We start from the raw sequence: 11,945 nt of genomic DNA on the forward strand, positions 1-11,945 counted from the left end.
ATAGTCAGCTTACACGTTCAAATCTTTCCGCTTCCCGGTCACCATATAGATCACGGCTTCCCCGATATTCGTCGTATGATCGGCCACCCGCTCCAGGAAATGTGCAACGAGGAGCAGATGCGTCAACTGGCGGTTCCGGTTGTAATCGGAATTCATCATGCCCATCAGCTCAGTCATCACTGTGCTGTACAACTTATCTACCCGGTCGTCCTTCTCCGCTAACGCCGCAGCTCTATGCACATCGCGTTCCGTGTAGGAAAGCAAGCTTTCCTGCAGCATCACAATGGCGATTTCCGCCATTTGCGGGATCGTCTCCAGCGGCTTCACCAGCTCTTCTCCTGCGAAACGAATCGTAATCTTTGCGATGTCCACCGCATGGTCGGCGATTCGTTCCAAGTCGGTAGCGATCTTGAGCGCTGTGCCGATGATGCGCAAATCGCTGGCCATCGGCTGCTGCAGCGCAATAAGACGCAGGGACAGTTCGTCGATTATGGTCAAATAATCATCGATCTGGTCATCGTTTTTGATTACTTGCTGCGCCGTTCTCTCGTCCAAATTAGCTAGCGAGTGTACGGACTTCAGAATCAGCTCCTTGACGCTTTCCCCCATATTCAATAGCTCTTCCTGCAATAAGGATAAAGATTGGTGAAACCCTGGTCTTGCGTCCATGTAAACGTTGCTCCTTCCAGTTGTAGTTAACCGAATCTGCCCGTGATGTAATCTTCGGTCCGTTGGTCGTTAGGATTGGTAAAGATTTTGTCAGTTTTATCGGTTTCCACCAAATATCCGTTCAGGAAGAAAGACGTCATATCCGAAATCCGAGCGGCCTGCTGCATGTTATGTGTCACAATAATGATCGTATATTTGTCTTTCAGCGTTTGGGTCAACTCTTCAACCTTCAGCGTCGAGATTGGATCGAGTGCCGATGTCGGCTCATCCATCAGCAGCACATCGGGTTCTACCGCGAGCAAACGGGCGATGCATAGACGCTGCTGTTGGCCGCCGGACAAGCCCAGTGCGGATTTGTGCAGGCGGTCCTTCACTTCGTCCCACAGCGCGGCTTGCACTAGGCTGCGCTCCACGATTTGATCGAGCAGCGCTTTCTTCTTGATGCCGTGAATGCGCGGTCCGTAAGCAATGTTGTCGTAGATGCTCATCGGGAAAGGATTCGGGCGTTGAAACACCATGCCTACGCGCTTGCGCAAGGAGACGACATCGGAGTCCCCGCCATAAATATTTTGGCCGTCAACGGATACGCTGCCTGTAATACGAACGCTGTCGATGAGATCGTTCATCCGGTTGAGCGTCCGCAGGAACGTCGATTTCCCGCAGCCGGAAGGTCCGATCAACGCCGCGATCGTTCCTGTTTCGATCGTCAAATCAATATCATGAAGCGCATGGTTTTCGCCGTAAAACAAATTCAATTTCTCTGCTTTGATTTTGGTCATGGTCGCGATCGCCATAATTATTTCCCCCCGGAAAGTCTTTTTTGTAGGATTCGGCTTGGTATGGACACGAGAAGGTTAAAGATAAGAACGACGATCAGAAGCAGCGCGGCGCTTCCTTTGGCAATTTCTTTGGCATCCGGAACAAGCGCTTCAGCGCCGACATACCAGAGGTGAACGGACAAGGTCTCCCCCATGTTGAGCGGGTTGAAATCCGGGAAAAATCTCGATACCGACAAGCCTGCCGTATAAATCAGAATCGCGGATTCACCTAATGCGCGTCCTGCGATCAGCGTGATGCCGGTGATCAAGCTGGGCAGCGCCGCCGGAATCAGCACCTTGCGGATCGCCTGCCATTTCGTTGAGCCGAGCGCCAAGCTCGCTTCCCAATAAGATTCCGGAACGGTACGAATCGATTCCTCTGTGACCCGAACCATGACCGGCAGATTCAGAAGAGCTACAGTCGCCGCGCCGCCGAGAATGGAGAATTTCAGGCCGAGCAAGTTGGCGAAGAGCAAGAAACCGAACAAACCGAAAACGATGGAAGGTACGGAGGATAAAGCTTCAACCGAGATACGAACGAGATCCGTAAACCAATTCTTTTGTGCGTAAATCGCCAGGTAAATCCCAGCGAACAATCCGATTGGAACCGATATGATGAGAGAGAGAATCAAGACATAGAAGGAGTTGAACAGCTGAGGTCCGACCCCCCCGCCAGCCTTGATTTCTTCCGATTTGCCGAAAATGAAATGCCAGGATAGATGCGGCAGTCCGTCACCCAATATCCGGATGAGGAACCAGGCCAGAATACCGATGATCGCAATGCCCGCGGCCCAGAAATATACCGTCGCGATCCGGTCTGTCGTTTTACTTGTCATTTCACTTCACTCCTCTTCGCGACGATACGAATGATAAGAATTAAGGCTAAGGAGATCACGAGCAGCAGTAGTGCCATTAAATAGAGGGCGTTGTTCCATGTGGATCCGTAATTCGTATTCCCCATATCTTTCACGATCGCTGTTGTTAGTACCGTAGTGGAATCCAGCAGCGACTTCGGCATTTGCGGCGAGTTCCCGATGACCATGAAGACGGCCATCGTTTCGCCGATCGCACGCCCCATTCCCAAAATGATGGCCGTCAAAATGCCCGGTCTGGCTGCCGGCAGCAGCACGCGCCACATCGTCTGCCAGCGCGTTGCTCCAAGAGCGAGCGAGGCTTCTTCCAAGCGGCTCGGCAGAGCGCGGATAGCATCCTCCGAAATGGACAAAATAGTTGGAAGAATCATAATCGCCAAAATTATAGCGGCAGGCAGAATCCCGTATCCGACTCCGTTTGTGAGCTTACCCAAAGCAGGCACAATGACGGTCATCCCGATAAGACCATATACAACGGACGGGATACCGACGAACAAGTCCGTTGCCGGACGCATGATTTCCCGCATCCATTTGGGAGCGATCTTCGCCATGAACAACGCTCCCGATAAAGCGAGCGGTACCGAGATCACGACCGCTACCAGCGTCATTAACAGCGTGCTGTATAGAAAAGGGAAAGCTCCGAATTTATTTTGGCCCGGCGTCCAGTCGGTGGAGAAGAAAAACTCCAGCGGGCTAACGCCTTGAAAAGTTTTCAATCCCTGCATACCTACGAAAACGATGATTGAGAAAATAATCGCGGACACAAGAGCCGCGCTGGTGACAAACAACCATCGCATGATGCTGTCTTGTCTATGTTGTCCTCGGGTCCATTTGGAAACAACTGGACGGCTTCTTTCTGAACTCGCATTTGATAGTTTGTCTGCTATGGAATTCACTGGGATAATCCCCCTTCACTTATTACCACATGCGTTCACATGTCATGCTTTCATGATAGGACATGAATGTCATTGGATCGTTAATGAATTGTAAAGGCAATGTAAAAGTTTCATAACCACCGTTTAAAAACCTAAAAAGAGCACCCACAGATTGTGGGCGCTCCAAGAAGTTATTGCTATTATTTTTTGAGCAGGTCAGCCGGCAAGAATTTCAAATCGCGAACTTGTTTGCCTTGGAAATCTTTGCTTTGGATGTACTCGATGAATGCTTTTGCCGGATCTTTAGCTTCACCTTTCGTATACATGTGCTCAACACCATACAATTTGTATGTGCCGTTTTTGATGTTGTCTTCGGAGAAAGCTACGCCGTCAATTTTCAAAGCTTTAACGGTATCGTCGATGTAAGGAGTATCTACATAACCGATGGAACCGGATTGACCGGCAACGGCAGTTTTCATAGCGCCGCTGTTTTCTTGTGTGATTCCGTCTTTCGTAAACTCTTTGCCGTCAAGAATGATTGTTTTAACAAGTGTACGGGAACCGGAGCTGTCCGGACGGTGTACAAGTACGATTTTGGCATCGTTACCGCCGACGTCTTTCCAGTTCGTGACTTTGCCCATGTAGATATCAGCAGCTTGCTGTTTCGTTACATTATCTACTTTCACATCTTTGTTTACAATCAATGCAAAAGGTGCGATTGCAACTTGGTGGTCGACAAGACCTTTGTCTTTATATTCAGCAGCTGGTTCTACGTCGGAGTTACCGATGTCGGAAGTACCGTCAGCTACGTTCTTAATACCTGTACCGGAACCGCCAGCTGTAACGTTGATCGTTACTTTAGGGTTTTTCTCCATGAACTCCGTTGCCGCTTGTTTCACCAGTGGAAGCAGTGCGCTTGAGCCGGAAGCTGTGATTGTGCCGCTAAGCTCTGTTTTTGGCGTGTCGGATGGTTTAGCAGAAGCTGATGCCGCTGTTGTGGCAGCAGGTGTTGTAGAAGCGGCGCCATTCGTCTCTGTTTTAGCTCCGCAACCAACCAAAGACCCCATCATGAGTACCGCGGAAAGTGTAAATGTAATCCCTTTTTTCGACATGAACTTGAACATTGTCAGCATGTCCTCCTTTTATTGTATGTTGCTATCTCTTGTTAGTTTCGATTTCCTCTGTGTGCCTCGAACTAACTTACACATTCATCGTAACAACCGAATGTAAATTCCAAACCCGTGAAACGTAAACGTAATGTAAAACTTTTAATCGTACTTTTTCCATAGTTTTGTCTGGTTTATTTTACATTTCATTTACATACTTCGACGCTTTAGTTAATAGAAGCCTCCTATATTTATAAGTAGAAACAAGAACTTTATCAGATCTTGTCTATTTTTGGGGGGATGAGTGTGAGAAAATTCAGCATTAATAATTTGACTATGCGCACCAAGTTAATCGTCAGCTTCAGCGGTGTACTCCTGATCTTCCTGGCCGTAGCTTTCTTTAATTTGTATCAAGTCAGTCAAATCAAACAGAGCTTGACCGATCAGAATGATAAGGTTGAGCTCAAAGTGCTGGCGTTGGAATTAAAAGAAATGGTGCAGGAAATGAATATTATTGCTTCCGGTTTGGAGATTTCCAAAAAACCCATATATATTGTGAAGTACAACGCTTTGCGAAACCCATTCAATGACCGCATCAAGAGGATTGGCGATACCGCGGTTACAGATGAGCAACGAAAATGGCGCAGCCAGTTGATCCAGGCTTCCGTCGACTACATAAACAATTTCGATTCTGCTGCCGCGATGATTCAGGGCAATGGAACGAATGCGAAAGATTTGGAAATGAATTTGCTGTATCTGTACAATGAATCACAGGATTTGAAAACCGTCATTTTCGAACTCGTCGATAAGTTCTATGTGACTTACGCCGGGGAGGCGGACCAAGCGATTCAGTCGTCTACCAAAGCGTTGGACAGCACCACGTCGGTTATGATATACGTATCTATCGTCGTGCTCATATCTACTGTCTTGATCGCCTTCTTCCTTATTCGTTCCTATATTCGACCGATTCAGAAGCTGCAGAAAGCCGTTTCGCTTATTGCCTCCGGTAATTTGACTCACACGATCAACGCGACCTCGAACGACGAGTTGGGTCGGCTTAGCCACAGCTTCGACCATATGATCCTTCAGGTTCGCCAAATGCTCCATGCCACGAAGCAGATCGCTTCGTCCCTAACCGGCCATTCGCATGAGTTCCACCGGTTCTCGCAGGTAACGGCTTCGGCGAACACGGACATTCTCAAGGCGATCCACGAAATCTCGGGCGGTGCCGACGAGCAAGCAACGAAGACCGAGATGTCCTCCCAGATCATCGCCGAGCTGGAGGCGGAGATTCGCGATATTACCGCGTACACACATGAAATGATACGCGCCAGCGATGAAGCCGCAGCGGGCACGCTGCAAGGCACGGGCTATGTCCGGGCGTTGAAAACGTCGTCCGAGCAGTCGCAAGCGGTGCTGCACAAAGTGGATGCCGCGATGCAGACCTTAGCCGCCAGCTCGAAGCAAATCGGCGCTATCACACATTCGATCACGGAGATCTCGACGCAGACGAATGTGCTTGCACTGAATGCCGCGATTGAAGCGGCAAGAGCGGGTGTGCACGGCCGCGGCTTCTCCGTCATCGCGGACGAGGTTCGCCAGCTGTCGCAGCAGACGAACGACTCGTCCAAAACGATCAGCGGCATCACACAAGCGCTGCAGAAGCAGATCAAGGAGCTGCAAAGCTCGCTGCTCGAAGCAAGGGAATCGGCCAATGCGCAGAGACACCGTGTTGCCGATACGCTGGGCTCCTTCGAGAGCATTGACCAGTCCATGAAGGGCATCAAGAATCAGATCGAACAGATTCATCTCAAGATCGAGCAAGCCCGCTCCAAGAACGATACGCTGGTCGATTCCGTTCAATTCGTTGCGGCGATCGCACAGGAAACTGCGGCAGGCGTGGAGGAAGTCAATTCGACGTCGATCCAGCAGGATGCCTCCATTCGCCGGATTGCCGAGCAATCGGATGACATTCTATCGTTGGCGGAACAATTGTTTATGGAGATCAGCAAATTCCGGATTACCGAATCGGATGAGGATGAGGATGCGCACGAAATCGGAGAATTGGGAAGTCTTCCTGACCGGGAGACTGCGGCTGCCGCTGTGGCTGCGCTCGATCGCATAGGAATTGCGGTACCTCAGGCTCATGCAGAGCTGCAAGCAGATGACGGGCAGATGGCAATGGATCTCGCCGGGGAGGAATTTGCGGAGAACGCGCCTGGTTCTGCAGATGAAGCCGAACCTTCGGAATCAACCGAGTCCAAGGACATCAAGCAGGAGAAGAAAGAACCTGTACTTATAGGTTAAACGAGCAGGACCTGAGGAATGCATGCGGCATGGTTGTATGCCGTACATTCCCCAGGTCCTGTTGTTTGTATTACCGGCTAGTGAACATACCGGCCTTCCTTCGGCACAGCCATTTGCTCGAAATGGTCAGCCAAGCTGCCGAGCTGAAGGGTCAGCTCATCCCCGCGCATAGGCGTGCCATGCCCTGTTACCGCCAAGCTGGGCTTCAGCTCGTTGAGCTTCTTCACCGATTGCTCCGCCGCTTCCCAGTCGGTCGTAAAATATTTCGGCGGCCCGCTGATCTCCTGCGTCTGCAGGATGACCCGGTAAAGCGATTCCTGCTTGACCGTTACGAAAGCGTCCCCTGCGATAAGGGAGCGGTCCTTCTCCCGGAACAGCGAAATATGACCCGGCGTATGACCCGGTGTATGTACCCACTGCCACTCCGGCAATCCGGGGATGGCGCCGCCTTGCGGCAGCGGCTTCACATGACTGGCGATGTTGATGCCGTGATTCGGGAATAGCGGGGAAAGCTCGCTAATCAAGCCGCCGTTCACGGTAGAGTCGCCCTGGGGATAGTTCGCTTTTCCCGTCAGATACGGAATTTCCAACTCATGCGCATATACGGGCACGTCCCAATGCTCCAGCAGCTCCGTGAGCGCCCCGACATGATCGAAGTGACCATGGGTCAGGATAATCCCCTCCGGCTTCGTAAGCGGGCCGTAGTGGTCCTCGGCAAGCCGTATGATCTCATTTGCGGATTGCGGCATGCCGGCATCGACGAGATACCAGGTTTTCGCTTTGCTTGTCGGGTTCCCGATCAGACATATATTCACGAATTGAATGCAGTAACAATAAATATCGATGCTGACTTCCTTGCCCTCGCCGCTCGAAACGGACGTTAAGGGAATGTACGTATGCTCATAAGTAGAATCCACTTGCCATACTCCTCCTCGGATAATGTCTCTGATAGCATCCCCGGTTTCTTGACGGATTATATGGAAATTCTCTGATAATCCTGTGCAGCGCTTCGGCATAACGAGGATCCCTGGTTCAGGTGGGAGGTAGTAGGCACAGGTGGTAGCAGAGGTGGTAGGTAGGAGCCGATCCTAGCTTAGGGAGCGCGGGTAACGATCCTAGCCTAAGGAGCGCGGGTAACGGGAATTTCTCCTGTTATTTCGGCTGAATAGAGCCGATCCGGGTAGGATAACTGGATAATCTCCCGTTAATTCTACACAAAATGGCCGCAAGAGGGCATTCTTCGCCATTTTAACGGGAGTAATTCCCGTTATTACTCCCGAAAGCCTATACGACATAGGAATAGCGGGAGTTTTTCCTTTTATTCTGCGCTCAGGTGGGATTTCGACGTGCAGCGCTGTATACGAAGACTCCTGGTTCAGCAGGAGGCAGGAGGCAGCAGGAGCCGATCCTAGCCTACGGAGCGCGGGTAACGGGAATTTCTCCTGTTATTTCGGCTGAATAGAGCCGATCCAGGTAGGATAACTGGATAAACTCCTGTTAATTTTGCACAAAATGGCCGCAAGAGGGCATTCTTCGCCATTTTAACGGGAGTAATTCCCGTTATTCCTTCCCAAAGCCTATTCGGCATAGGAATAGCGGGAGTTTTTCCTTTTATTCTGCGCTCAGGTAGGATAAACCTCTTAGACCCCTTAATTAAACTGGAGTCCTCCCAACCAATAAATTAAACTAAAAGCAAGGGAGATGATCCAGAATGAAAAAGAGGTTTAAAGAGGAAGAAAAACTTAAAATAGTTAAGGAAGCATTAGCCGGTGTTAAGATTGGGGTGCTCGCCCGCATATATGACACACACCCTGAAACCATCCGTTTATGGGTGAAAGATTACCGTGACTCCATCGCAGAATCGGGGATTCCTCGAACAGATGAGAATATAGAGGAATTACGGCGACTGCAGGAGGTGGAGGAGCGCTATGAAAAAGCGGTGAAGGTTCTTGGTGAGAAAGAACTCGAAATAGAAATCCTCCGAGAGCTATTAAAAAAGAAAAACCCCGCTTATCAGAAAAAGTTGAAGTAGCAACCCGTTCATTAAGCGGGGTGAGCCAGCAGCAGTTGTACTGCGCATCCTTGGGTTATCGGAGTCAACATACTACGAACGTAAAAAAGAGCGGCTTGTAGGCAGACCGAACATCTAACAGAATGTCACCGCCGGGGACGCCCTGTTTCAGGCTACTCTTCTACAGTAACAGGTGAGAAAGTTAGCGATGAGCAAATACAACTGGGACAGATGGATATAAATTATCTCGAATAGGCGAGAATACCCAGTTTATTTTCCTATTTTTAAATCCCCGGTATTCCGAATATCCACTACCGTTCGAAAATCAATAACTAGCTTAGGAAACAGTTGATTTTCCCATTCATCGACTTGACTCTGCGTGAGCTTCCTTCGAAAGATCTCGCCGGTCATCAGAATGTCCGAATGTTCCTGTTTTAGCTTGCTGAATAGCAGTTGAAACCGCTTTTCAAGGAGCTGTTCCAGTTCTCGCTTCAAAATCCTGTTGTCCAAAACGTCCTTCTCTTTGGCCTCCAACACGATTGCTTTCAGATCCATCGTACTTTTAAGTTTCGGGGCCCCGCCTTCCCATGAAGTCCGATTTTTGACATGGGCCCCCACAATTTGTAAACTTGAGGACTACTCCGTGACCTCGACGATTCCGCTTATGAATCGGCCGCGAAATAAGTTATAGAGCATTGTTTCTTCTCCGATCCGGTTGGGCTGATATTATGATTACCATTGCCCTCAAGAATTATTTTCCAAACTGATATCAGCTCTGCAGCACATCAGATTAATATTGGAAAACCGCTAACTATTCTTACCATGAAAAAATGGAGTATTGTGATCCTGTGAAGAATAATGGGCCTGTCTCAATTCTGAGACAGGCCCACTACTAAAGTAACTAAAAAAGACGCTTCTGATAGAAGCGTCTTTTCAGTAACAAACATATGTTCGTTTTTTGATACAATTTGAATAGACCGGTCTGCATTCGAATTCCATAATATTATTATAAACCATCCGTAATTATAAGTCTATATTTTATCAGGATAATATTCTATATTTTGTATACCCGACTGGGTAATCTAGGTACATTCAGATGCCTGTGGAAAGAGGAGGATTTTGTGAAAATCCGCTTATGGAATAACAATTTAAAAGTCCGGTTAATCGGTGAAGGACTGTTTAACATGCTGTTCTGGATGTACTTCCCGTTTATTACCGTATATTTCGGTACTGCATTGGGCAATCATATCGCCGCCATTATGATGTCAGTCCCTCCGATCTTCAGCTTGCTTGGAAGTCTACTCGGAGGAACTCTAGCCGACAAGATAGGGCGGCGGCCCGTTATGCTGCTTGGCGCTTTTGTTCAGGCAATGATGTTTATTTTATTTGCGATGTCTCCGTCCCATTGGTTCGATTATATCGCTTTTATCGGCATTGGTCTGGGGGGGGCCCTCTATAGTCCCGCAAGTTCGGCAATGGTTGCAGACCTGGTCCCCTCGGGGCACCTTCGGCAAATATACGCAACGTTTACGACGGCCAATAACATTGGTGCCGTGATTGGTCCAGCACTTGGAGCCGTTTTCTTCTTCCACTATCGGCAAGAGCTACTGTGGATCTGCGCATTAGTCTTGCTATTGTATTTTATCGCCATTTATTTTATCGTTCATGAAACATTACCGCATTCGGCACAATGTACGAAAAGTTCAACTTCGATTAGCCATGCATTCAAGGAGCAATGGAAGGGTTATGGCGTTATTTTTCGCGATAAAGTGTTCCTACTCTATATTTCAGCAGGAATCTTTGCTCTAGTGCCCATTATGCAACTGGATTTATATTCATCGGTATATGTGATCAATGAAGTCCCAGCCCAGTTTCTCTTGGCGTGGAACGGCGGCGAATCCCTGAGGCTGTCCAGCAAGGAGATTTATGGATGGTTACTGGGGTTCAACGGAATTTTATTTGTACTGTTTATCCTTCCTGTTACGAAATGGTTCCGCGAATGGAATGAACGAAATGTATTCATTCTGTCATCCCTATTGTCTGGAATTGGGACGTTCGCTCTCGGAATAAATTCCAATATATGGTTCCTATTTTTTGTTACGGCCATTTTCACTTTTGGGGAAATTGTCCGTTCTCCAGTGGCACAGAGCTTTATAAGCGGCTATGCGCCAGAGAACGCAAGGGGGCAGTACATGGGAGCCAACAGCTTGCAGAACACGATCGGCAAATTTGTAGCACCAGTGACGGTATTCCTATCGAGTTGGGTTCCGCCAATCGTCATTTTCACCATTATTTTGGCATTTGCATTCATTAGTATTGTTTTATATATTCAGTTATTTCGGATATATGTGAAGCGGCCTGAGGCAGCGAATATAAATTGATGGAAGCCCTGCAAGAACGATCGCCGGTTGGTGATGTGTATATACGTCCATTCCCTTTACCGGATCTTTCAGCGCGAAGTATAAGTTCCGTGTCCCAAGTGCCAATTTCTGCGCTCTGAATTTCATTTGACGAATAGACGGGCGAGATTATTTTTCATAGGAGTGTAGTCCACCATCAAATACTACTCGTATGGAAAAGAATCTAAATAAATAATATACTGGCTATAACTGTTTTTTGTTGAGGTGAATCTAATGGATGAAATCAATGAATCAAAAGAAATTGTATTACAAATCGGTGTTGCCTTGAAAAAATACAGAAAAGAAAAAAACATGAGCTTAGACGACTTATCGGAACTAACGGGCGTAAGTAAACTTACTCTGGGGAATATTGAACGTGGCGAGACAAATCCAACTTTGGCGATTATATGGAAAATTTCAAAAGGTATATCTTTACCGCTATTGGCTTTGTTCAAATCAGACGCCTCCTCTGCTAGTTTGTATCGGGCAGGTGAAGGACTGCGGTTTTCTAATGATCATAAAAATTGGGTCATTGAACCAGTCTTTAAAAGTAACGATATTGAGATGTGTAGGGCTTACTTACAGCCAAATAGCTTGTATCAGCCTGAAGGGCATCATGTCAATACAACTGAAATTGCAACAGTCATGACTGGTTCCATTGAAATCCAAGTCAATGGAGAGATTTACACATTGAATCAATATGATACTATCAGTTTTCGTGCAGATTGTCCTCATTCTTATACCAATCATACGGATAGCGAAACAGTGCTCCATATATCCTTAAAATACGATTTCTAAAGTCGAAAATTCAACTTATTAAATACAACTCTGAATTCCATGACGGGAATTTCAGAGTTGTATTTTTGTTTCTAGATGAATTTCGGTATA

At 47.9% G+C, this 11,945-nt stretch carries 11 protein-coding genes; 4 read left to right on the top strand and 7 right to left on the bottom strand.

What is annotated here, in order from left to right:
- Positions 1–9: 9 nt before the first annotated feature.
- The 5 genes from phoU to J2X61_RS04010 all read right to left on the bottom strand — a co-directional run bounded on the left by phoU (position 10) and on the right by J2X61_RS04010 (position 4,358).
- Positions 10–669, bottom strand: a complete 660-nt coding sequence (gene phoU, locus J2X61_RS03990; protein ID WP_274466091.1) for a phosphate signaling complex protein PhoU — start codon at positions 667–669, stop codon at positions 10–12.
- Between the two features lie 26 nt (positions 670–695).
- Positions 696–1,463: a phosphate ABC transporter ATP-binding protein PstB gene (pstB, locus tag J2X61_RS03995; protein ID WP_274466092.1), complete on the bottom strand. Its 768-nt coding sequence runs from the start codon at positions 1,461–1,463 to the stop codon at positions 696–698.
- Positions 1,464–1,465: 2 nt separating this feature from the next.
- A complete protein-coding gene (gene pstA / locus J2X61_RS04000; RefSeq protein ID WP_274466094.1) occupies positions 1,466–2,323 on the bottom strand; it encodes a phosphate ABC transporter permease PstA in 858 nt (285 codons plus the stop codon).
- Positions 2,320–3,156 carry a phosphate ABC transporter permease subunit PstC gene (gene pstC, locus J2X61_RS04005; protein ID WP_274466096.1) on the bottom strand — a complete coding sequence of 279 codons (837 nt, stop codon included), beginning with the start codon at positions 3,154–3,156 and terminating at the stop codon, positions 2,320–2,322. Before pstC ends, pstA begins: the two co-directional genes overlap by 4 nt.
- A gap of 278 nt (positions 3,157–3,434) precedes the next feature.
- Positions 3,435–4,358: a phosphate ABC transporter substrate-binding protein gene (locus J2X61_RS04010; protein WP_274466097.1), complete on the bottom strand. Its 924-nt coding sequence runs from the start codon at positions 4,356–4,358 to the stop codon at positions 3,435–3,437.
- A 318-nt stretch (positions 4,359–4,676) separates the two neighbouring features.
- Between J2X61_RS04010 and J2X61_RS04015 the strand changes: the two genes are divergently transcribed.
- Positions 4,677–6,647, top strand: a complete 1,971-nt coding sequence (locus J2X61_RS04015; protein ID WP_310186054.1) for a methyl-accepting chemotaxis protein — start codon at positions 4,677–4,679, stop codon at positions 6,645–6,647.
- 77 nt (positions 6,648–6,724) lie between these two features.
- On the opposite strand, the gene J2X61_RS04020 is transcribed toward J2X61_RS04015, so the two are convergent.
- Entirely contained in the window at positions 6,725–7,564 is an 840-nt protein-coding gene (locus J2X61_RS04020; RefSeq protein WP_274466100.1) for an MBL fold metallo-hydrolase, read from the bottom strand.
- A gap of 794 nt (positions 7,565–8,358) precedes the next feature.
- On the opposite strand from J2X61_RS04020, the gene J2X61_RS04025 reads away from it, so the two are divergent.
- Positions 8,359–8,679 (top strand): transposase, encoded by a 321-nt coding sequence (locus J2X61_RS04025; RefSeq protein WP_310186056.1) that lies wholly within the window; start codon positions 8,359–8,361, stop codon positions 8,677–8,679.
- 249 nt (positions 8,680–8,928) lie between these two features.
- Here J2X61_RS04025 and J2X61_RS04030 read toward each other — a convergent pair whose 3' ends face one another.
- On the bottom strand, positions 8,929–9,276 hold the full coding sequence (locus tag J2X61_RS04030; protein ID WP_274466102.1) for a Ger(x)C family spore germination C-terminal domain-containing protein: 348 nt from the start codon (positions 9,274–9,276) through the stop codon (positions 8,929–8,931).
- A gap of 503 nt (positions 9,277–9,779) precedes the next feature.
- On the opposite strand from J2X61_RS04030, the gene J2X61_RS04035 reads away from it, so the two are divergent.
- Together J2X61_RS04035 and J2X61_RS04040 are read left to right on the top strand one after the other, a co-directional pair.
- A complete protein-coding gene (locus tag J2X61_RS04035; RefSeq protein ID WP_274466103.1) occupies positions 9,780–11,039 on the top strand; it encodes an MFS transporter in 1,260 nt (419 codons plus the stop codon).
- Positions 11,040–11,291: 252 nt separating this feature from the next.
- A complete protein-coding gene (locus J2X61_RS04040; RefSeq protein WP_274466104.1) occupies positions 11,292–11,855 on the top strand; it encodes a helix-turn-helix domain-containing protein in 564 nt (187 codons plus the stop codon).
- Positions 11,856–11,945 lie beyond the last annotated feature (90 nt).

Source organism: Bacillus sp. 3255 (genome assembly GCF_031456485.1).
Lineage (GTDB): Bacteria > Bacillota > Bacilli > Paenibacillales > NBRC-103111 > Paenibacillus_E.

What these genes read in the sequence shown, in the direction of transcription:
- J2X61_RS04025 (WP_310186056.1), top strand. Translation starts at nt 8,359, where the DNA reads ATGAAAAAGAGGTTTAAAGAGGAAGAAAAACTTAAAATAGTTAAGGAA.
- pstA (WP_274466094.1), bottom strand. Translation starts at nt 2,323, where the DNA reads ATGACAAGTAAAACGACAGACCGGATCGCGACGGTATATTTCTGGGCC.
- J2X61_RS04010 (WP_274466097.1), bottom strand. Translation starts at nt 4,358, where the DNA reads ATGTTCAAGTTCATGTCGAAAAAAGGGATTACATTTACACTTTCCGCG.
- phoU (WP_274466091.1), bottom strand. Translation starts at nt 669, where the DNA reads ATGGACGCAAGACCAGGGTTTCACCAATCTTTATCCTTATTGCAGGAA.
- J2X61_RS04040 (WP_274466104.1), top strand. Translation starts at nt 11,292, where the DNA reads ATGGATGAAATCAATGAATCAAAAGAAATTGTATTACAAATCGGTGTT.
- J2X61_RS04015 (WP_310186054.1), top strand. Translation starts at nt 4,677, where the DNA reads ATGCGCACCAAGTTAATCGTCAGCTTCAGCGGTGTACTCCTGATCTTC.
- pstB (WP_274466092.1), bottom strand. Translation starts at nt 1,463, where the DNA reads ATGGCGATCGCGACCATGACCAAAATCAAAGCAGAGAAATTGAATTTG.
- pstC (WP_274466096.1), bottom strand. Translation starts at nt 3,156, where the DNA reads ATGCGATGGTTGTTTGTCACCAGCGCGGCTCTTGTGTCCGCGATTATT.